Source organism: Lysinibacillus sp. fkY74-1, assembly GCF_053165895.1.
In genome coordinates, this window is record NZ_CP170173.1 from 773541 (window position 1) to 796356 (window position 22816).

Annotated in this window: 14 protein-coding genes; 12 read left to right on the forward strand and 2 right to left on the reverse strand. The window is 36.7% G+C overall.

Going from position 1 to position 22816, the window contains the following annotated elements; translation table 11 throughout:
- The first annotated feature begins 51 nt into the window (after positions 1–51).
- The 3 genes from ACE1MS_RS03590 (at position 52) to ssuE (ending at position 4384) form a co-directional block, all read left to right on the forward strand.
- Positions 52–2133: a catalase gene (locus tag ACE1MS_RS03590; RefSeq protein ID WP_012293009.1), complete on the forward strand. Its 2082-nt coding sequence runs from the start codon at positions 52–54 to the stop codon at positions 2131–2133.
- A 207-nt stretch (positions 2134–2340) separates the two neighbouring features.
- Positions 2341–3678, forward strand: a complete 1338-nt coding sequence (lpdA, locus tag ACE1MS_RS03595) for a dihydrolipoyl dehydrogenase (RefSeq protein ID WP_036162588.1) — start codon at positions 2341–2343, stop codon at positions 3676–3678.
- A 139-nt stretch (positions 3679–3817) separates the two neighbouring features.
- Entirely contained in the window at positions 3818–4384 is a 567-nt protein-coding gene (gene ssuE, locus ACE1MS_RS03600) for an NADPH-dependent FMN reductase (RefSeq protein ID WP_012293011.1), read from the forward strand.
- A 46-nt stretch (positions 4385–4430) separates the two neighbouring features.
- Here ssuE and ACE1MS_RS03605 read toward each other — a convergent pair whose 3' ends face one another.
- Entirely contained in the window at positions 4431–4583 is a 153-nt protein-coding gene (locus ACE1MS_RS03605) for a hypothetical protein (protein ID WP_012293012.1), read from the reverse strand.
- Between the two features lie 211 nt (positions 4584–4794).
- Between ACE1MS_RS03605 and ACE1MS_RS03610 the strand changes: the two genes are divergently transcribed.
- The 7 genes from ACE1MS_RS03610 (at position 4795) to ACE1MS_RS03640 (ending at position 17200) form a co-directional block, all read left to right on the forward strand.
- Positions 4795–6183, forward strand: coding sequence for an aldehyde dehydrogenase (locus ACE1MS_RS03610; protein ID WP_099805012.1), 1389 nt, complete (start codon positions 4795–4797; stop codon positions 6181–6183).
- Between the two features lie 323 nt (positions 6184–6506).
- Positions 6507–7973, forward strand: coding sequence for a UDP-N-acetylmuramoyl-L-alanyl-D-glutamate--2,6-diaminopimelate ligase (locus ACE1MS_RS03615; protein WP_099805013.1), 1467 nt, complete (start codon positions 6507–6509; stop codon positions 7971–7973).
- A 134-nt stretch (positions 7974–8107) separates the two neighbouring features.
- Positions 8108–9685 carry a peptide chain release factor 3 gene (locus tag ACE1MS_RS03620; protein ID WP_012293015.1) on the forward strand — a complete coding sequence of 526 codons (1578 nt, stop codon included), beginning with the start codon at positions 8108–8110 and terminating at the stop codon, positions 9683–9685.
- Positions 9686–9877: 192 nt separating this feature from the next.
- Positions 9878–12931, forward strand: a complete 3054-nt coding sequence (locus ACE1MS_RS03625) for an efflux RND transporter permease subunit (protein WP_422761505.1) — start codon at positions 9878–9880, stop codon at positions 12929–12931.
- A 20-nt stretch (positions 12932–12951) separates the two neighbouring features.
- On the forward strand, positions 12952–14037 hold the full coding sequence (locus ACE1MS_RS03630) for an SDR family oxidoreductase (RefSeq protein WP_447402708.1): 1086 nt from the start codon (positions 12952–12954) through the stop codon (positions 14035–14037).
- A gap of 338 nt (positions 14038–14375) precedes the next feature.
- On the forward strand, positions 14376–15134 hold the full coding sequence (locus ACE1MS_RS03635) for a TerC family protein (protein ID WP_012293018.1): 759 nt from the start codon (positions 14376–14378) through the stop codon (positions 15132–15134).
- Positions 15135–15844: 710 nt separating this feature from the next.
- Positions 15845–17200, forward strand: coding sequence for a TrkH family potassium uptake protein (locus ACE1MS_RS03640; RefSeq protein ID WP_012293021.1), 1356 nt, complete (start codon positions 15845–15847; stop codon positions 17198–17200).
- A 1534-nt stretch (positions 17201–18734) separates the two neighbouring features.
- Here ACE1MS_RS03640 and ACE1MS_RS03645 read toward each other — a convergent pair.
- Positions 18735–20474, reverse strand: coding sequence for a B12-binding domain-containing radical SAM protein (locus ACE1MS_RS03645; RefSeq protein WP_012293022.1), 1740 nt, complete (start codon positions 20472–20474; stop codon positions 18735–18737).
- Between the two features lie 310 nt (positions 20475–20784).
- Between ACE1MS_RS03645 and ACE1MS_RS03650 the strand changes: the two genes are divergently transcribed.
- Together ACE1MS_RS03650 and ACE1MS_RS03655 are read left to right on the forward strand one after the other, a co-directional pair.
- The gene (locus tag ACE1MS_RS03650; RefSeq protein WP_230584346.1) at positions 20785–22152 is read left to right on the forward strand and encodes an ATP-binding protein; all 1368 of its coding nucleotides are present in this window, start codon (positions 20785–20787) and stop codon (positions 22150–22152) included.
- Positions 22153–22272: 120 nt separating this feature from the next.
- The gene (locus ACE1MS_RS03655; RefSeq protein ID WP_008174146.1) at positions 22273–22719 is read left to right on the forward strand and encodes a MarR family winged helix-turn-helix transcriptional regulator; all 447 of its coding nucleotides are present in this window, start codon (positions 22273–22275) and stop codon (positions 22717–22719) included.
- Positions 22720–22816: the final 97 nt, after the last annotated feature.

Genomic DNA, 22816 nt, shown 5'->3' on the forward strand with positions numbered 1-22816 from the left:
TGTTTAATCCAAACAAACATATAGTGTCTATTGAGCGAAATCAGTAATAGTATGAAAGGGGATTGCGTGGATAAGCCAAATTCGAATCAACGCAAAAATATAGAGGAAAATGCCAAGGATCAGCAACTAGAGCCATTTCGTGTAGAGAACGAAGGCACAAAAATGACTACGAATCAGGGTCTTAGAGTGTCAAACGATGAGGATTCCTTAAAAGCAGGAGTCCGTGGTCCGACAATTATGGAGGATTTTCATCTTCGAGAAAAAATTACACATTTTGACCACGAACGAATTCCGGAACGTGTCGTGCATGCTAGAGGTTTTGCTGCACATGGTGAATTCGAATTGTATGAGTCGATGAGAGAGTATACGAAGGCGAAATTTTTGCAAGACCCGAAAAAGAAAACGCCAGTGTTTGTCAGGTTTTCGACAGTGGTAGGTAGTTTAGGTTCAATGGATACGGCTCGTGATGTACGGGGATTTGCAACTAAATTTTACACGGATGAAGGAAATTATGATTTAGTAGGCAATAATATTCCAGTCTTTTTTATTCAGGATGCCATTAAGTTCCCAGATTTAATTCATGCAGTAAAGCCTGAGCCGCATAATGAGATGCCACAAGCTGCCTCTGCCCATGATACGTTTTGGGATTTTGTGGCGAACAATCAGGAGATTGCACATATGATTATGTGGCATATGTCAGATCGAACAATACCTAGAAGCTTCCGTATGATGGAGGGTTTCGGGGTGCATACATTCCGTTTTGTTAATGATAGAGGAAGATCAAGATTTGTGAAGTTTCATTGGAAGCCTGTACTAGGTGTGCATTCACTAGTTTGGGATGAAGCTCAGATAATAGCTGGGAAGGACACAGATTTTCAGCGACGGGATTTATGGGAGGCCATTGAAATTGGAGATTATCCAGAGTTTGAGTTAGGGGTGCAAATACTTGAGCCAGAAGACGAATTTAAATTCGATTTCGATATTTTAGATGCCACAAAACTTTGGCCAGAAGAACTGATACCCGTAAAAATAATTGGAAAAATGACCTTAAATCGCAATGTGGATAATGTATTTGCTGAAACTGAGCAAGTTGCCTTCCATCCAGGAAATGTTGTACCAGGCATTGACTTTACCAATGATCCACTATTACAAGGTCGACTCTTCTCCTATTTAGATACACAGTTAATACGTTTAGGGGGTCCAAACTTTACAGAAATCCCTATAAATCGCCCTCTTTGTCCTGTGCATAATAATCAACGTAATGGTTTTAGTCGACAGGCAATTAATCTAGGAAGAGTAAGCTATCATAAAAATTCATTAGCCAATAATACACCTGCAACATCCACTGCAAGGGAGGGAGGATATGTTCATTATGAAGAAAAGGTTGAAGGGCGAATCACAAGGGCACGTAGTAAATCCTTTGACGATCACTTTTCACAAGCTAGACTCTTTTGGAACAGTATGTCCCCTCCTGAAAAACAGCACATTATAGATGCTTTTAGCTTTGAGGTTGGAAAAGTCAAGAGTAAATCTGTGCGACAACAAGTTGTAGATATGTTTGTTCACGTAGATAAAGCAATGGCTACAACTGTTGCTGAAAATGTGGGTGTTAACCCTCCTAGTGGCGAACAGTCCAAGGTAACAGCCTCTTCACCCGCACTTAGTCAAGCCAATACCATTAAATTACCTTATACACTTAGGGTAGGTGTTTTAATTGGTGATGGATTCGATGCGAATGAGGTAGGGGAGGTATTAAAATATTTAACAAGGCAGGGGGTGCGCTACAGCATTATTTCTGATCGACTAGGAGTTGTGACTGGAAATAATGGTGTTCAATTAACGGCAAGCGACACCTTTATTACAACCGATGCCGTATTATTTGACTCGTTATATGTGGTGGGTGTAAAGGCAAGTAATCAAGCTAAATTTAATACACATATCGTAAATTACATTAATGAGGCATATCGTCATTACAAACCGATTGGATTTGCCGTTACAGGTACAACGTTTTTCAATATGTCGAATGCCAATGTAGGGCCAGGTATTGTTTTAGCAACTGGGAATAAGGATTTTTCTAAAAAATTTGTAGACGCCATTGCACAACAAAGATTTTGGCAACGGAATATTTATTAAGCCTATTAGTTGGGAAAAATATACGCGTAATGAAAGTAAAGTCGAGGCCAGACTGGAGACAAAAGCAATTGAGAGAAAACCTCTCAATTGCTTTTATTATTTTTCATCTTTAAGCTTTAAATTTCTGAAGGATCCCTTTCAATGACCTTACTGGTAATATTGCATTCAATTTTTGCAAATGATAAGGTGATACATGAGGTGAAAAATATGGAAAAATTTGATATAGCAATTATTGGTGCAGGGCCAGGAGGGTATGTAGCGGCCATTCATGCTGCCAAAAATGGCAAAAAGGTTGCGTTGATTGAACGAGATAAATTAGGAGGAGCTTGCTATAATGTTGGATGCATTCCATCTAAAATTTTATTGGAGCATAGTAAACTAGTGCAGGCAATAAATCGAGGAAATAGTTGGGGAATAGAAACAGACAATGTTAAAATAAATTTTCCTCGATTAATGCAACGTAAAGATACAATTATTCAAGAGCTTCTAACAAATATTGAGCACTATATTATCAACAACCATATAACTTTATATCGTGGTGAGGCCACATTAACTAAAGACTTACTGATAACAGTAGGAAATGAAACTTTGACGGCGTCAGATATTATATTGGCAACAGGCAGTAAACCATATGTTCCACCATTTGAAGGGTTAGAGTCCGCTACCTACTTTACAACAGATACATTTTTCAATCTTAAAGAGCTACCAGCACAGTTAACGATTATCGGTGGTGGTGTGATTGCAGTAGAAATGGCCTTTAGTTTAGCCCCCCTAGGAACGAAAATTACAATGCTTAATCATAGTGAGGATATTTTACAAACGGAAGAACCAGAGGCAAGACCCCTTATTCGAGAAAAGATGAAGAAACTTGGTATTGAGCTTATAACAGATTTCCAATTCGAAAAATTTGAAGGCCATACTATTCATACGACAAAAGGTATATATACATATGAAAATCTTCTGTTTGCGACAGGGCGTCGTCCTAATACAGAAATCGCTCAGCATTTGGAGTTAACTTTTGAAGGCCGTTTAATTGCCGTGAATGAGCATTTACAGACGAGTCAGCCTCATATTTATGCAATTGGTGATTTAGTCGGTGGTTATCAGCTTGCACATTCTGCGAGTGCGGAAGGAATCTATGCTGTGGATTATATTATGGGTAATCAACCAGCATTAATTGACCAAGCATCAATCCCGCGTTGTGTATATACACACCCTGAGATTGCCACATTTGGTTTACTAGAAGAACAGGTAAAAGTACCTTACACGATGACAAAAATGCCATTACAAACAAATCCAAAGGCTTTAATGGAGGGAAATACTGAAGGCTTTGTGAAGCTAATAACAAAAGAGGGCAGCGGTCAAATTCTAGGTGCTTGTGTTGTAGGGGATGGTGCAACAGAAATGCTGAATGCTATATTGGCGGCAAAAAACTCAGGTGGTACAGCTCTTTCTTTAGCACAAATGATTTTCCCACATCCGACTGTATCTGAGCATATTGGAGATACTGCCAAAGCTGTTTTTGGAAAAGCCATTCACCAATAATTGAAAAGCTATTGACATTAAAGAAATATATGTTAGATTAATTTTATAAGAATACTTGGTTTTGGAGTTGACTAGGCAGCTAGAGGCTTCTATTTTACAAGGCGGTTTTCGTTTGATTGTAAAATAGGGGCTTTTTTTAATGGCTTTTAAAAAATTAAGAGGAGCTGGTAAATTGACAAAAGCAGTAATCATTAATGGCAGTAACTCAAAAAGCTCTAGAGTTATGGCAATCCATGAAAAGGTTAAAAATCATTTAATGGCACAGGGTGTAGAAGTCCATTCCAATTATATTCATGAACTACCGGCTGTAGATCTAATAACAGCCAATTTTGCAAGTGAAAGTATACAGCTAGAGAATAAATGGATTGAGGAAGTACAAATAGTCGTCATTTTAACCCCTATATACAAAGCATCGTTTACGGGAATATTGAAAACTTATTTAGATTTACTACCCCAAAAAGCACTGCATGGGAAGGTCATTCTACCTATCGCTGTTGGGGGTTCTATTGGTCATTTATTAGCATTAGAGTATGCTTTGAAGCCTGTTTTAGCTGTACTAGGGGCGACCTCAATATCACACTCTGTTTATATTGTAGATAAACAAATTATTCGGTTAGATGAAGGAGGTTTTGCCATAGAGGAAGAAGCAATCAGTAGACTAGAAGCAGAGTTAGAGCAGTTACGGCAATTATTAATCGCTAATTAAACATGATAAAAGCGCATTAAAGGGGTATCCTATAATGCGCTTTCATTTAATTTACTTCAAGATTTTCTTCGTTTTCTACCGGTGCTGTAGAAAGATATAAGAAAGCCTCATCTTGCAAAAGCAATAATTTTTCTTCACAAATCCCATGTGATAATGGTCCAGAAAAAATAGACTCCCACCATGTCGTTGTTGTTGTCATTCATCTACGCCCCCGTTTCGTTTAGTATGTAGTTGTGTAGTTGTATATTTCCCAAGATGAAAAAATTAAAACATTTCACATACTCAAAATTCTTCCCCCCTGATGTAGAAAGAGGAATTTTTCCTCCTGATGTTGTATCGTATAGACAATGATAGTTTGTTTCGAAATGAAAAAACTATGTATGCCATTTTTGAAAAGGGGTGCTTTATTGATGAATTTTACGTCTAAAGATGTGGAAAATATGATAACAGAGCAGCGTCAATTTTATTTTTCTCGTGCCACTAAAAGTGTCAAATTTCGAAAAGAGCAATTAAAAAAACTAAAGAAATCCATTTTGAAATATGAGAAGGAAATACTGAACGCACTATACTTAGACCTCCGGAAAAGTGAGTTCGAAGCGTATGCAACTGAAATTGGCATTGTCTTAGATAGTATTTCTTACATGGTGAAGCATGTGGAAGAATGGATGGAGCCAGAAGCCGTCAAAACACCTATTCAATATCAGATGGGTAAGAGCTTTATTGTTCGTGAACCGTATGGTGTAACATTAATTATTGGTCCGTTTAATTACCCATTTCAATTGGTCATGGAACCATTGGTAGGTGCTATTGTTGGCGGTAATACAGCTATCGTTAAACCGTCAGAAACATCTGTACACACTGCAGCCATTATAAAAAAGGTAATTGAAGAAACTTTTCACCCATCCTATATACGTGTAGTGGAAGGGGAAAAAGATGAGGTTACTGCCTTAATCCATGCTTCCTTTGACTATATCTTTTTTACAGGAAGTGTAGCAGTTGGCAAAGTGGTTGCTAAGGCAGCAGCAGAACGATTAACACCAATTGCTTTAGAACTTGGAGGGAAAAGTCCAGCTATTGTTGATCAAACAGCGAACCTAGAAGTAGCAGCGAAGCGGATTGTATGGGGTAAATTCACAAATACTGGGCAAACATGTGTGGCACCAGATTATTTACTTGTTCACAAAGATGTTTATGATCGCTTTATGAAAATTTTAAAAGAGACGATACGTTCTTTTTATGGGAAGAACCCATTAAAAAGCCCTGATTACGGACGCATCGTGAATCTTAGACAGTTTGATCGTTTACAGCAAATTATTAAGGAAGAACGTGACGCTATAACATTCGGTGGACGGATAGATCGAGATGATTTATATATTGAGCCAACAATCATCGAATATGTAAAGTGGACAAGTCCTTCGATGCAGGAAGAGCTTTTTGGCCCTATCCTACCTGTTATGATGTATAGCGATTTACCACTGGCAATTCATCAAATACGCCAATTACCGAAACCATTAGCGGCATATTTCTTCTCAGAGCATGAAAAAGCGACTCAATACTTTTTAGAGGAATTGCCATTCGGCGGAGGATGTATTAATGATACGATTACACATGTTGGTAACTTACACTTACCATTTGGAGGTGTTGGTCCATCGGGTGTGAAAGCATATCATGGTAAAGCAAGCTTTGAAAACTTTACACATGCAAAATCCATTTTAAAGAAATCTTCTAAGCTTGAGACGAATGTACTGTTTCCACCGTATAATCAAAAGGTGAAAATTGTACGCTCTATTATGAAATAGTTAAAATGGGGGTATCTTTTTTCAAATGAAGATATCCCCTTTCAAAAAAACCCTCCTTTGTATAGAAAAATATCCCCAAAAATCCCAACCTAGGCGTGTCGAAAAATGCCGATTAGTCATTAATTATGAAAAAATTGAAGAAAACGTATTTTTTGTTCAAATGAAAGCGTTTTCGTTAAAAAAACAGCACGGAGACATTTTATTTATCGCGAAATAAGTAGTAAAATAAGTTCAATAGAGCGTGGGGGGATTCATTTTGTCGTTTTTTGTCGAATAATCAAAAATGATGACATGAGTGTAGAGATTGATTGGAGGACTATGAAATGTATGCAGAGGAATTGTTAAGTGCATTACCTTTGAAAAAAATAATTGGCATGTTGCCAGACCAAGTGACTGATATCGTAGTAGATTCAAGAAGTGTACAGCCAAATAGCATGTTTGTTTGTATTAAAGGTTATACAGTGGATGGACATGACTATGCTCAAAAGGCTGTAGATGGAGGTGCTACGATTGTTGTAACAGAGCGGGAATTGCCGCTAGGTGAGACGATTGCTCAAGTAATTGTAAAAGACACAGACCGTGCAGTAGGCTTGTTAGCCGCAAAGTTTTTTGATTATCCTTCCAAAGATATAACGATGATCGGGGTAACGGGAACGAATGGTAAAACATCTGTAACAGGTATTATTCAAAATATTATGCATGGTATGGGTGAAAAATCTGCCTTATCTGGCACAATTGGCTTTAATTTAAATGGAATTTTATATGAATCTGCCAATACAACAAGTGATGCGTTATCAACACAACAAATGATTTTTAGAGCAAAAATGGAAGGCTGTCGTTTAATGACGATGGAGGTTTCATCCCATGGATTAGCACTTGGACGTTTAGCAGGTGTTGACTATGATGTAGCTATTTTTACAAATCTAACGCACGATCATCTTGATTTCCATGGTACGATGGAGGAATATGGGCATGCCAAAGGTTTATTATTCTCCCAGCTTGGACAAGATTTAGAAAAAAATAAATTTGTTGTGCTAAATGCCGATGATGCTTGGTCAGAGCGGTACGCAGCTATGACACCATTTCCAGTGTGGACATATGGTTTAAAAAATGAAACAGCAGATTTCCGTGCCATTAACTGTGAATATCACGATTATATGACATCTTTTGATGTGGAGATGTCAGAAGGAATTTATCGTGTGAAAATGAATTTACTAGGTGAATTTAACATTTATAATGTGTTAGCAGCAATGGTGGCATTTTATGGTCGTGGCTATTCTATGGAGGCCATTATTGAGCAAATCGAGCAACTTCCACCAGTTAAAGGACGTATGGAAAAAGTATGCTCTGAGCTACCTGTACAAATGTTTGTTGATTATGCACATACACCTGATGCTATTGAAAAAGCGATTGAGGCAGCACAACCATATAAAAAGGGCAAACTTATTTTCTTAGTTGGGACAGGTGGTAACCGTGATAAATCAAAACGTCCTGCAATGGCTGAGAAGGCGTCGGCAGCAGAGTATGTTATTTTGACAACAGATGACCCACGCTATGAGGACTATAATAGTATTACGGGTGATTTGGCAAAAGGGATGTTACATGACAATTTTGCCTGTATCGGAGATCGTGCAGAGGCAGTTCGTCATGCGATTGAGGTTGCTGAACCAGGCGATATGATTATTTTTGCTGGTAAAGGCCATGAGGATTATCAAATTATTGAAAATACAAAATTTCCGCATAGTGATGCAGAAATAGCAATAGAAGCTGGCCGTTTGAAATTTGTTTGATGGAATATAAGATTTAGGAAACCCTTTTAGATAGTACTAAAGGGTTTTCTTTTTGGCGATTTCATGTAAAAAGGTTGTACGAAAGGCAAGTCTTCTTTTATTATTATTAAGTATGAAAAAAGGAGAATGACGAGATGAATTCAAATTTAGAAAAAGATATACAATCCCGTCGTACTTTTGCCATTATCAGTCACCCTGATGCTGGGAAAACGACGATTACAGAAAAGCTTTTACTTTTTGGAGGCGCCATTCGTGACGCAGGGACAGTAAAAGGGAAAAAAACAGGTAAGTTTGCAACATCTGACTGGATGGAAATCGAAAAGCAACGTGGTATCTCTGTTACTTCTTCCGTGATGCAATTTGACTATAATGGCTCACGTGTGAATATCTTGGATACCCCTGGGCACCAAGACTTCTCAGAAGATACTTATCGCACATTAATGGCAGTAGATAGTGCTGTCATGGTAGTGGACGCCGCTAAAGGGATAGAGGCGCAAACTTTAAAGCTATTTAAGGTTTGTAAAATGCGCGGTATTCCGATTTTCACTTTTATTAATAAATTGGACCGTCAAGGGAAAGAGCCGCTTGAGCTAATAGAAGAGCTTGAGGAAGTACTGGGGATACATGCATATCCTATGAACTGGCCGATTGGTATGGGGAAAGAGTTTCTTGGTATTTATGATCGTTACAATAAGCGTATTGAGCAGTTCCGTACGGATGAAGCTGAACGCTTTCTGCCAATAGATGAAAATGGTGAACTTGCTGTAGAGCATCCGATGAAAGTTACTTCTTATTATTCTCAAGCAATGGATGATATATTACTACTGGACGAGGCTGGTAATGAATATTCGGAAGAAAAAATTCGTCGTGGCGAATTAACACCAGTGTTCTTTGGTTCAGCTTTAACAAATTTTGGGGTACAAACATTCCTAGAGACTTACTTACAATTTGCACCAATACCACAGCCTAGAATTACGGAAGATGAGCAGTTTATTGATCCGCTTGAACAAGAGGAATTTTCAGGATTCATATTCAAAATTCAAGCTAATATGAATCCTGCGCACCGTGACCGTATTGCCTTTGTCCGTATTGTGTCTGGTAAATTTGAGCGTGGCATGAATATGACTTTGTCTCGTACAGGCAAATCCTTTAAAGTCACACAATCTACACAATTCCTAGCTGATGATCGTGAGACTGTAGATGAAGCTGTTGCAGGGGATATTATCGGTTTATATGACACAGGGACTTATCAAATTGGAGATACCGTAGTGGGTGGTAAAAAAACATTCCAATTTGAAAAATTACCACAGTTTACTCCAGAGTTATTTGTCCGTGTAACGGCTAAAAACGTAATGAAATCGAAGCAATTCCATAAAGGTATTTTACAATTAGTACAAGAAGGTGCCATTCAATATTATAAAACACTGCACACAGAGGAAGTTATTCTTGGAGCAGTGGGTCAACTTCAATTTGAAGTATTTGAACATCGTATGAAAAATGAATACAATGTGGAAGTAAGGATGGAGCCAATTGGTTCGAAAATTGCCCGTTGGATTGAAAATGAAGAGGATGTTAAAGAATCTATGTCCTCTGGACGTTCAATGCTGGTGAAAGATCGTTTTGATAATCTTGTGTTCTTATTCGAAAATGAGTTTGCCATGCGTTGGTTTGCCGATAAAAATGAAAACATTAAACTTTATAGCCTTCTTTAATAGTCAACACGAATCGACAATTTTGCGATTCGTGTTTTTTTACAAGGAAATTTGACACGGATTGTAGAATATATACAGTATTAGGAAATTTGAATTCGCAAATGCGCTTAAGATAGGAAATTAGCTCATTTATAAAATAATGCCCTTTTCGGCTATGATAGAAAGGAAGAGGTAGAAGAAGGAGTTTTTAATATGAACATCAGTAATTTTTCGATTAAAAGACCAGTATTTACTATTGTAACGATGCTATTTGTAATTTTATTAGGTGGTGTATCGTTATTAAAAATACCGATTACTTTAATACCTGAGCTAAATCCGCCAATAGGTGTAGTAGTCACCTCTTATCCGGGAGCCAGTCCAACAGAGGTGAATGAAAGGGTGACGAAGCCTTTAGAGGCAACACTAGCCACCTTACCAGGCATTAAGAAACTACAATCAACTTCACAAGAAGGAAGCAATTTAATCGTCCTTGAATTCAATTGGTCCACCAACCTAGAAGATGTCCAGCTTGATATTTTACAGAGAATTGATATGACACCACTTCCCAATGATGCGGGCAAACCAAGCTTTTTAAAGTTTGATCCATCCCAATTTCCCATTATTCAGCTTTCATTGCGGGCAGAAAATGAAAATGTAGATGTGCGCTTATTAGCAGAGGATTTAGAAAAGGAGCTTCGACGGACAGAGGGTGTCGCAAGTGTAAATGTTTCTGGGAAGCTTATAGAGGAAATACAAATAACGTTAGATGAGGTAAAGTTAGTCGAAAAAGGCTTAACACAGGCAGATATTATTCAAATAGTCCAAGCGAACAATGTATCACTTCCTGGTGACCCTGTTTTAACTGATGATGGAAAAATGTTAACAACACGTATTGTTAGTACTTTAACATCACCTCAGGATATAGCCGATTTAATTGTTTCCGTGAATCCTTTAACAGGTGAAGCGTTAACAGTTGGCAACCTCGCCTCTGTTAAAAGGGCAGAACAGCCATCTGTAACGACAACCCGTGCCAATGAGCATGCAGCAGTTCTTATGTCCGTTTTACAGGAGTCGGGTGCGAATACTGCTGAAGTGTCAAAGGAGTTTCAACAAACCTTAAATGAATTGCTAGAGAAAGAGCAATACAGGGGAATTACAGCAGACATATTAGTAGATCAAGGCAACTACGTGGATATTGCCATTAGCAACATAGGCTCTTCCTTAATTTTAGGAGGTCTGTTTGCGATGGTCGTTCTTTTTGTGTTTTTACGCAGTGTGAAGAGCCCTATCATTATTGGTATTGCCATCCCCTATTCGGTTATTGTGACATTTGTATTAATGTTTTTGGCTGATTTTTCACTCAATATTATGACATTAGGTGCTCTAGCATTGGGTATTGGCATGCTAGTGGATAATGCAATCGTTGTTATTGAAAATATTGAAAGACACTTAGGGTTAGGAAAAGATCCTATTACAGCAGCGCAGGAAGGGACAAGGGAAGTTGCTCTTGCGATTACTGCTTCAACACTAACAACAATCGCTGTCTTTATTCCTGTTATGTTCATCGAAGGACTGATTGGACAAATTTTTACAGAATTTGCTCTCACTATTTCATTTAGTTTAATTGCCTCTTTAGTAGTTGCCCTTACAGTAGTACCGATGCTAGCGAGTCGGCTATTAAAAATGAAAAGTATTAACTTTTATGAGCAGCGTAGTAAATCTCTATTTTATAGGCAGTACAAATCGTCTATAGTGTGGGTTCTGCAGCATCGCATGCTCCTACTAATTTTCACGGTAGTTTGCTTTGGCCTATCATTATTTGGATTGACTAGAATAGGTACTGAATTTTTACCACCTACCGATGAAGGTTTTACAACTATTAGCGTCAATCTTGAAAAGGGTGTAGCTGTATCGAAAACTGAACAGGTAGTCAGAAAGATTGAGGAACGTTTAAAGCAGGAAAAAGATGTGGATGTTTATGTTAGTTTAATCGGCGGTACACAACAATCACAATCACGTGGACAAACTAGCCCGAACCAAGCAGAGATGTATGTAAAGCTTGTGCCTTTAGCAGAAAGAGAACGTTCAATTTTTGAATTTGTTGAAGAGCTAGAGCAAGACTTACAGGGAGAGCTAGAGGAGAAGACTGAACTGACATTTAACGTATCGACAGCAACTGGCTCATCACCGCATACTTTAACGTTTCGATTAACCGACTCTGATGAACAAAGGCTCCAAGAGGCAGTCAATAAAGTACAACAAGACCTGCAAGCAATTGAAGAGGTGACGAAAGTTTCCACAGATTTAGATAATACTGTTCAAGAAATTCAAATTGAAGTAAAACGAGAAAAGGCAAAAGACTATGGTTTCATACCCGCGCAAATTGCACAGTCTGTCAATCAAATGACAAGAGGACAATTAACCTCCCAATTAATTGCAGAGGATGGTGCTGTATTACCTGTCTACACAGGTTTCGGTCAGCTCTTCAATGATAGTATAGATTCACTAAAAGCAATGCAACTGCGTTCACCAGCAGGGGTATTTGTGAAATTAGAGGATGTTGCGACAGTTTCTATAAAAGAGGGACCCGTCTCTATTCGCCGTTCAGATCAGGCGGCAGCAGTGGCATTTTTTGTTGAATATGAAACGAAGGAATCTTTAGGGGGAATATCGGCAAAAGTAGATAAAGCAATAAAGAGTGCTCAATTAGCTCCTACTACACAAATCGTATTTAGCGGTGATCGTGAGCTTTATGATAGTGCAATCGATGATATGCTATTAGCAGTGATTCTTGCCATTATATTAGTGTATATTGTGATGGCTGCTCAATTTGAATCATTCAAATATCCGTTTGTCATTATGTTTACGGTTCCATTAATGATCATAGGGGTAGCGGCTGCCATGTTTGCTACAAATACTTTAATTGGTGTGACATCTGTAATAGGAATTTTAGTACTTGTAGGGATTGTTGTAAATAATGGTATTGTGCTAGTTGATTATATTAATCAGCAAAAAGCAAATGGTATGTCTGCTTATGAAGCAATTTTACTAGCTACTCAGGATCGTCTCCGTCCAATCTTAATGACAGCGTTAACAACTATATTAGGGTTGTTGCCACTTGCACTTGGCATAGGTGAAGGAACAGAGATGAATCAACCGATGGGAATAGCTGTTATTGGAGGACTTGTGACTTCCACGTTACTAACCCTATATATTGTACCGATTGTTTATAGTTTAGTGGATAAAGAAACAAGAAAGATGCGTTAGAATCAAGGGGGGAATGGTAGATGAAAGTTCATTTTTTTACTGGTTTTCCTGGTTTCATTTCAAGTCAATTAATTAGGTCATTGTTCCGAAACAAACAAACGCAACAGGTTATAGCAATCGTATTGACTGGCGAAACCATTAAGGCCCATCATGAGAAAAATAAAATAGTAAATGAATTTCCTAACTGTTCGATTCGAATTGTAGAGGGTGATATTACCCTACCGAATCTTGGTGTAGATAATCAAGTAATAGAAGAAATCATACCTCAAATTGAAGTACTTTGGCATTTATCAGCTATATATGATTTAGCTGTACCACGTGATATTGCTTGGAAAGTGAATGTTCATGGGACAACAATGGTGAATGAATTTGTGCGTTCTTTACCTAATTTAAAACGCTATATGTACTTTAGTACGGCATATGTGGCTGGTACACGTGAGGGGTTACTGCGTGAAAGTGAACTGATCCGACCATTCGCATTTAAAAATTATTATGAAGAGACAAAATATGAGGCTGAGCTCCGAGTAGAAGATTTAAAATCAGAAATCCCATTAACAATCATTAGACCTGGCATTGTGAGGGGACATTCTGAAACCGGTGAAACTATTAAGTTTGATGGACCCTATTTCTTTTTAAATTTAGTAGAACGCTTAAAATGTTTACCTATTATTCCGTATATTGGACAATCTACGTCTACAATTAATGTAGTACCAGTAGATTATATATTAAATGCCTCGACTTTTTTGGCATCAGAACAAGAGGCTGAAGGCAAGACACTTCATTTAACAGATCCGAACCCTCATCCTGTACAGGAAGTATATCGTACTATGGTGAAACTAGTGACGAATGCTTATCCGAAGGGGCGTTTACCGTTTGCGTGGGCAAAACTATCTCTGCAAATCCCTTTTATTCGGAGAAAGTTAGGGGTGGAACAGGAGACATTAGATTATTTAACATGGAATGCCACATTCGACACGACTGAAGCCCAGAAAATTCTACAAAAAGGTGGAATTACATGTCCTGATTTTATTCAAACGATGCCGAAAATGATTGATTTTTATTTAGCACATAAAGAAGATACGAGCTACCAGATACAAATTAAGTAATGAAAAAAACCATTTAGATATTTTTGTCAGCTGTAAATGATAGTGCTATAATATTTGAAAGAAGATACCTTCGACACTTTGTCAAAGGGGAGTAGCTAACAGGTTTTGCAATTGTACCTGGTTTCACATTCGTCAAGACATGGTTTTACCATCGGATGTGATAGTGAATGGCTCTATACGTAAAATGATGACTGATGACGTGTAGATTGATGTACCGATAAGGTACTAATTTACTTAGCGAGACCTTTGCCACTTAAGGCAGGGGTTTTTTTCTTTTGTAACTTTAGTGGAACAAGTCATTTTGGGGTATTTCGAGCTTAGAGGAGGCACTAGCATAAATGGAAGCAATAATATTACAATACGGCTGGGTTTTAATTGTCCTAGTTGTTTTAGAGGGTTTACTAGCGGCTGATAATGCAGTAGTAATGGCTGTAATGGTCAAACATTTACCGCAAGAACAACAAAAAAAAGCGTTATTTTACGGATTATTTGGTGCTCTGATTTTTCGATTCGCTGCTCTTTTTGTCATTACTGTTTTAGTAAACTATTGGCAAATACAAGCAGTAGGTGCGGCTTATCTGCTATTTATGTCGGCGAAAAATATTTATGATTTGCGCAAACATAAAAATGATGAGGAAGAAGATACGAGTGAAAAGGCTGGGAAAAAGGGGTCTGGATTCTGGTTAACTGTACTCAAAGTAGAAGCAGCAGATATTGCATTTGCTATTGATTCAATGCTGGCAGCAGTGGCTATCGCTGTCACGTTGCCTCATTTAGGGAATTTTGATATCGGTGGCATCAATGGTGGACAATTTATCGTTATGCTCCTAGGCGGTTTTATCGGGGTTATTATGATGCGTTTTGCTGCCCAATGGTTTGTTAAAGTATTAAATGATTATCCTTCACTTGAAACAGCAGCATTTTTAATCGTTGGCTGGGTAGGGGTAAAGCTCGTTGTTTTAACATTAGCCCACGAAAAAGTAGGGATATTACCTGCAGAATTCCCGCATTCCACTGCATGGGAGTTAACATTCTGGATTGTCTTACTAGGCATAGCATTTTTCGGCTATATAGTAGGTGTTCGAAATAAAAAATAGCTATTAGTCAGTAGACAAAAGCCATCGAAAAATTGGATATGCTCCCTATTAGATAGACAGATTAAAAATAAAATTTGTTTATCTAAGGGGAGCATTTTTTGGATGAAATAAACATCCAATCGAGTTAAAATGACATATCCTTCAATTGTTCGAGGAAGGTCACTTTACTATCTGGCCATTGTACGAAAGGTTTTCATTACAACCTCAAACTTTATATAGCTGGAAAATGAAATATGAGGCAAATGGACGTGATGAATTACAGGCAGCTACTTCATGTGAAATTTAATCAAAAGAGTTAAAATGAGCGGCTTTGGAAGACTATATTCAATGGAGAGTTAGATTCAGCGATAAATGACGCTATTTATTTTAAAATCAATATCGCTACCAGAAACAATTAAACGGCTTGAGTCCTTAGAATTCAGAGCGCAAGCCGCTTTATACATTTTTTATTATTTCCACTATCTATATCAAACCAATTAGTAGTACTACTAATAAGCCTCCAATTGTAAAAATAAAAATACTCCAAGCCTTTAACCACTTATTCAAAACTTCACCTCCAAAATGAAAAAAGTATTTCGAATCATCCAATTATATTTATTCTTTTATCGAGTCGAAAAGTATAGTAATCACTATTCCTCTTTCTTTTTTCTTGTATTTTTTCTATACTATAATCTATCTAGTTGGGCATCATATGTAGAGGGGTTGTTAAAGTGCCTTGGAAAAAAACTTCCAATAGACTTGTCACACCATTTCAGGTACTTGTATCTTATTATTTCATAGCGATAGCGATTTCCTTCCTGTTATTACGGCTTCCAGGGGTTCATCAAGAAGGAGTAAAGGTTTCCTTTTTAGATAGTCTATTTACGGCGGTAAGTGCAGTAAGTGTAACTGGTTTAACAACCATTAATATTTCCGAAACGTATACGAAATTTGGACTTGTGATGATTCTTGTTATTTTACAGTTAGGCGCAATTGGTATTATGTCACTGGGTACCTTTGTGTGGCTATTAGTTGGGAAAAAAATAGGGATGCGCGAGCGTCAGTTAATTATGATTGACCATAATCAGTACAATTTGTCTGGTGTTGTGAAATTAATACGTGAAATTTTAAAAATACTAATTGGTATCGAGGTAGCAGGTACGGTTATCTTAACGCTCCATTTTACCAATTATTTTGATACGTTAGAAGAAGCATTTTTACATGGAATCTTTGCTTCAATTTCTGCTACGACCAATGGAGGATTTGATATTACGGGAATGAGCTTATTGCCATTCCATGATGATTATTTTGTTCAGTTGGTGACAATGGTACTTATTGTGTTAGGGGCAATCGGTTTCCCAGTATTAATTGAACTAAAGACTTTCTTACTCAAGCGACATGCGAATTTTCGATTTAGCTTGTTTACAAAAATCACTACGTCTACTTATGCCATTCTATTTGTTGTAGGTGCTCTGGTCATTTTACTTCTCGAATCCTTCCATTCTTTCAAGGAAATGTCCTGGCATGAGGCGCTTTTTTCAGCAATGTTCCATTCTGTATCTACAAGATCTGCTGGGCTTACAACTTATGATGTGACGACATTTAGTGAGGCGACAGATATTTTTATGAGCTTTCTCATGTTCATAGGTTCTTCTCCAAGTTCAGTGGGGGGAGGAATTCGAACAACTACTTTTGCCATAGCCATATTATTTTTAATTACATTTGCAAGAGGGAGAGAGGATATTCAAGTGTTTGGGCGAGAAATTCATTTAATTGATGTTTTCCGCTCCTTCGTTGTCATCTTATTAGCCTTTTTCATGGTTTTAATTGCAACGATTATTTTGCTTATTACAGAGCCACATGCCTCCCTTATTCAAATTATTTTTGAAATCACCTCTGCGTTCGGTACTTGTGGTATGTCATTAGGAATAACTTCTGATTTATCAGTCATTGGTAAAATTATTATTATTATTTTAATGTTCATTGGTCGAGTCGGCTTAATATCCTTCCTTTATACACTTGGCGGTGGTGGACGAGGTAAGAAATCGAAATTCCATTATCCAAAGGAACGCGTAATAATCGGATAACACTTTCAGAACATTGATATATAAGGATTTGTTGAGGGGTAATCGTGGGATTGCCCCTTTTTGCCCCCATAAGGTCATTATCAAAAATCAATTAGAATATGCAAAATACCTAGAAGGGGCGAAGGCGCTGGTATGTGGAAGTAGAAGCAAAGTCATCAACTGATGTTTTTGAGCCATTGAAGTTTAAAGTAAAGAGTACTCATCACTGCTTTTAAATCATTAAAATAGTCAACCAGGCGATCATAAAATGTTCGTATCTGGTCTTTTCTGTTTATTCACTTTGTAAGTCCTTTTCTTTTGTATTAATTAGTTGCTTTAAATCCTTCAAGTCCTATAATCAATTAATATACGTATTAAGGCCAGAGCAGCTTTAAACCTAGATACCTAAAAGTTGTTTCTTCTTCGTATCAAATCTTCTTTTATTAAAATACTGGCAACCATAAGTTCATTTAATTTTTATTAATTCGTCAATTGGAATTGATGATGTTGCAGGCGGGGGCGGGAAGACTGCGGACCCTTCTATGATTTCATCATCAGTAAATTGCTCAGTAACTAGTTGGAATTCCTTTTTTTAATATCATCCTACAGGTATTTGATGTTCTTTTATTTGTTCAAATATACATTTTAATTTCCACCTTTCCAATACATGAAGGCCATACAATAAAATTGTATTAATACTAGTAGGTGTTGTCAGTGAAGTTAATGACTTCCTGTCGAAATACGTCAAGACAAATGTAATGACACTATAATACGCCAACTACACTAAATCTGTTAAATGAATTAGAGGTTTTAAAGGATAACACCTTCAGAACGTTGATATATAAGAAACTGTTGAGGGGGAATGTTGATATTGCCCTTTTTTGTCAAAGTCATTAAGTATTAGTGTTCATGTTAGGGAGCTTCATAGCTGCATGATTGTGTATTCATATTTAAAGCTGTCATTCGAATCTATCCTCTTATCGGTAGCTGGTAATAGCATAGAAGGGTAAAGGACTTTCTTCTATTATATATAGAAGAAAGAAATAAAATTGTCGAATATTGTCATTACAGATGTCTATACACTAAAAAACCATCTATTAATAAATCATATACTTTTTTTAAAATCGAAAATTAACTATTGAAAAGGACTAGGTAGTTCCAATAAAATGAAAAATACATAAAAACACCATACTAATAAATGTGAAATTATTGGCTGATATTCTAAGACGACCAGATTTTTGGCGTAGAATATAAGGGCTCCATTCGTTACCAAAATGTCTAAATGAGTAAACTGTCACAAAATTTTTAGAAAATTTAAAAATTAATTTCCCGAGTATGGAAATTTTAATTGGGTATATTTTCAACCTATAAATCGTCTACCTTTAAGAAATTTGCCCTAATCATTTTTAGATTCGCTGTGAATACTTGACTACTAGATTAAGGATGCAGAAAAGCGATAGAAGCTCTACATTTCCTTTTGAGTGTATCTTTAAGAATTGTTTAAGACAAATAAAAAAAGCTAGTCCTGATCGTTAAATCAGTCTAGCGTTTCTTATTAAAGAGTGTGGATTGTTGCAAAGTAAGGAGCTTGACCATGACGGAAATAGGTTAAGAGATAGCCATCTTTTTGTACAATTTTGCCATTCAGGAAATCATCATAATTGAGAGAATGCGGGATGACCAAAGTATGCTTAAATAGCTCTTTCTCAGTGAGTTTAAAGTCTGCAAATTCCTCACCTGCGATAGCTGGATTTTCACGTAATGTCTGATAGATTAATTTTTGTTGCTCTTCTGTTGGACGTTCCTTCCACCATAATTTACGTGGTTGGAATTGCTGAGCCGTTAGATAATCTAGTTGCATTAAGCTCTGAATAATGTTTAAATTTGCACCATCCACAGTTTCTAAGAACATTAGTAAACGACGGAATAAATCTTCTAATTGATGGCCAATACGGGACCATCCTTTAGTTTCCCAATACGTACCAAAGCTTTGGAAAAAGTCAAAAGGTGTATCGAAGACCTCTGTCACTAAATATTCGATTGTATGGTCCATACGATGATCATTCCAATATTTCTCTAGAACATCCTCTGCATGTTTAATGCGAACAATATCATCAAATGTGAGGACATTATTAGAAAAGATTTCATAAGGAGCTAGGTCAACGTACGTATAACCAAACTTTTCAGCCTCCACTCGAAGGCCTGTACCACGTAAAAGTTTTAAAAAACCAAGTTGAAGTTCTTCTGGTCGCATGGCAAAAACATCATTGAATGTTTGACGGAAGCTTGCGTAATCCTCTTCTGGTAAACCTGCTATTAAATCTAAATGTTGATCGATTTTTCCGCCTTCTTTAACCATTGTCACGGTTCGTTTTAGTTTTTCAAAGTTTTGACGACGTTGTACAAGTGTATTTGTTAAATCGTTTGTGGATTGAACACCGATTTCGAAACGGAATAGACCTCTCGGTGCATTGTCATTTAAAAATTGGATAACTTCAGGACGCATAATATCGGCAGTAATCTCAAACTGGAATACAACACCGGGTTTATGTTCATCAATTAAAAACTGGAACATTTCCATAGCGTAACTTCGGCTTATATTAAACGTTCGATCCACAAATTTTATAGTTCTAGCGCCATTATCCATTAAGAAACGAATATCTTCTTTTATTTTTTCACGGTTAAAGTAACGAACACCAACTTCTATTGAAGATAAACAGAATTGGCAGCTAAACGGACAGCCTCTACTTGTTTCAATGTACTGTATGCGTTTCCCAAGATGAGGAAGGTCCTCTTCAAAGCGAAACGGACTTGCTAATTCACGCAAATCTATCTTAGGTGGCTGAGCGTGAATTTTGACTTTCCCGTCCTCCAAATAGCAAATCCCAGGAACTTCCTCCAATAATATTTCTCCGTGTAAATAACGTAACAATTGTTTAAATGAAATTTCTCCTTCACCCATCACGATGAAATCTACTTCAGGTATACGACGTAGCCAATGGTGAGAATCGTAAGAAACTTCAGGGCCTCCAAGCAAAATTTTAACATTTGGACAGACTGTTTTTAACATTTTAATGACATGAATTGTTTCTTCAATATTCCAAATATAACAACTAAATCCAATAATATCAGGTTTTTTTTGGAACAAATCTGATACAATATTAAAAGCAGGGTCTTTAATTGTATATTCTGCTATAATTGGATTGAATTCGGGCGCAGCGGCACCTTTTAAATAGCGTAACGCTAAGTTTGTGTGTATATACTTTGCATTTAAAGTAGTTAAAATAGTATTCATACAATAATCTTCCTTTCAATTTCTAATTGTATCAGTCAAGTATTTGACGTACAATATAATTCTTTTTACCTATTTATTTTGTGAACAGTTCGTGAAATAATTTAAAATACTTAAATTTACTAAATTTTGTAATAATAGAATCGTACTGTCATAATGTATAGTAAAGGCTCAAAATTCGATTTAGAGGTTTCTTACTCTTTTGAAAGGTTCGGTGAGAAAGTTGAAGCAAAATGATATTAATCAATGTTTTGGAAATCTTATGAAAAGTACTTCGTCACCAACACTTATACTCAATAAAGCAGGGAAAATTTTGAACGTCAATGAGGCTGCTATCCAACTTTTTAATCTTAATTTAACGTTTATTGGTAATTTGGCTATGGACGAGCCGTCTAAATTTAAATGGGCGAAATTCGTCCAACAATTACAAAAGGATTTACGATCAGAAGAAATTTTCAACATTCGCACAGTTGGGAATGAGTACGAAATGTTATCTTTTAAATGTTTCTATGACCCAAATGCCGAAGAAATTGTTGCGCAAATTTCAACATTAAATGATGATGTTGCCCATAAATTATACGTTAGTCAAGAGCATGAAAGATCTCAATCCTTTAATGCATATGATTACTTACCTTATGCTGTTATTGTGAGTGATGCTAGCGGTATTATTCTTGGGCTTAATAAGTATGCAGAAATGTTTCTAAAAGTAGAAAGCTCGCAGTTACTCCATAAAGCTCATCAGCATATATTTGATTTATTTACATTGAAAAAAGGGCAGATTACATCCTATCTTTCTAAATTAATGGGTGAAAAACATGCAAGTCTTCACGTTGTCGATGAAACCCAAGTAAGTAGAACTTGCTATTATGAAATATCCAGTATCTTTGATGAATACAATAATATTATTGTCACAGTTATTAATGATGAAACAGAGAAGAAGCAACTTCAACATAAAGTTGAACATCAACATGCTTTAAATGTTGTTGGACAAATGGCAGCGAGTATTGCGCATGAAATTCGTAACCCATTAACTTCTTTAAAGGGGTTTACTGATTTATTAAAGATAAATGCGGATGATGAATCACGCATGTATCTCTCTGTCATTGATAGTGAGCTTCAACGAATGGAGCAAATTTTATCAGAACTTTTAGTTTTGTCCAAGCCATCAACTATGAAAGTGGAGTTGCTGGAACTAGATCATATCGTGAAACAAGTCATTGAGTTCATGTTACCAGATGCACTCATGAAAAATATTATGATTCAGTACATTTCAAATCCAAATCAAGTTTATATCGGCGGAAATGAAAATCGATTAAAGCAAGTGTTAATGAATCTTATCAAAAATGCGATGGAATCCATGAACAATGGTGGTACGATTACTGTAGAAATGACTACAAATGACTGCGCGATTGTTGAACTTACAATTAAAGATGAAGGCGTTGGAATGGATAGCACAACCCTTCAAAACCTATTCCAGCCTTTTTACACGACAAAATCATCAGGGACAGGACTGGGCCTTGCTTTCGTGAAAAAAGTTATAGAAGAGCACGATGGAATTATAGGTGTTAATAGTGAATTACAGAAGGGGACATGCTTCCATCTGCAGTTCCCAATCTATACATTTAATCAAGTGGATACACTCGAAGTGTCCACAAAAGATTCTGCCTATTTAGTCACATAAAGAGAGAAAAATGGTTGAATAACAACAATATAACCTTCTAAATCAGATAATGCTTTTGACAATGCTTTTCTAATATCGCTATAATGTCAAGTATAAAGAGCGAAGTGAGAGGAAAAGAATATGACGTCAGAAGACTTAAAACAATCTTTAAAATTATATATTGTATTGTCACGTGCACTTAAGGCTATTAATGAGACAACACATCAATTATTTCAGGATAATGGTTTAAACCCAACTGAATTTGCTGTACTTGAGCTTCTTTATCATAAAGGAAGACAGCCATTACAGCAAATTGGCAATAAAATTTTACTTGCCAGTGGGTCTATTACGTATGTCATTGATAAGCTTGAAAAAAGAGGCTACTTATTGCGTGTGTCTTGTCCTTCAGATCGCCGTGTGACATATGCAGAAATCACGGATGAGGGCGAAGCATTTATGGGAGAACTATTCCCAAAACACGAGCAGCATTTGCATGAAATAATGAGTGTATTATCTTCAGAAGAAAAAGAGCAAGCTATTACATTATTAAAGAAAATGGGCCTTTCTATTAAAGATTTATCTTATTAAAACGTTGTCTCATTCATTTGAGACAACTTTTTTATCATGTGGAAAAAGTAAGATATCACAAAGAGCTTATACATACATAAAAGGACGATAGAGACAA

Coding starts and splice junctions, on each gene's coding strand:
- ACE1MS_RS03630 (WP_447402708.1), top strand. CDS start 12,952: ATGAAAGTTCATTTTTTTACTGGTTTTCCTGGTTTCATTTCAAGTCAA.
- ACE1MS_RS03615 (WP_099805013.1), top strand. CDS start 6,507: ATGTATGCAGAGGAATTGTTAAGTGCATTACCTTTGAAAAAAATAATT.
- ACE1MS_RS03605 (WP_012293012.1), bottom strand. CDS start 4,583: ATGACAACAACAACGACATGGTGGGAGTCTATTTTTTCTGGACCATTA.
- ACE1MS_RS03645 (WP_012293022.1), bottom strand. CDS start 20,474: ATGAATACTATTTTAACTACTTTAAATGCAAAGTATATACACACAAAC.
- lpdA (WP_036162588.1), top strand. CDS start 2,341: ATGGAAAAATTTGATATAGCAATTATTGGTGCAGGGCCAGGAGGGTAT.
- ACE1MS_RS03590 (WP_012293009.1), top strand. CDS start 52: ATGAAAGGGGATTGCGTGGATAAGCCAAATTCGAATCAACGCAAAAAT.
- ACE1MS_RS03635 (WP_012293018.1), top strand. CDS start 14,376: ATGGAAGCAATAATATTACAATACGGCTGGGTTTTAATTGTCCTAGTT.
- ACE1MS_RS03620 (WP_012293015.1), top strand. CDS start 8,108: ATGAATTCAAATTTAGAAAAAGATATACAATCCCGTCGTACTTTTGCC.
- ACE1MS_RS03655 (WP_008174146.1), top strand. CDS start 22,273: ATGACGTCAGAAGACTTAAAACAATCTTTAAAATTATATATTGTATTG.
- ACE1MS_RS03625 (WP_422761505.1), top strand. CDS start 9,878: ATGAACATCAGTAATTTTTCGATTAAAAGACCAGTATTTACTATTGTA.
- ACE1MS_RS03610 (WP_099805012.1), top strand. CDS start 4,795: ATGAATTTTACGTCTAAAGATGTGGAAAATATGATAACAGAGCAGCGT.
- ssuE (WP_012293011.1), top strand. CDS start 3,818: ATGGCTTTTAAAAAATTAAGAGGAGCTGGTAAATTGACAAAAGCAGTA.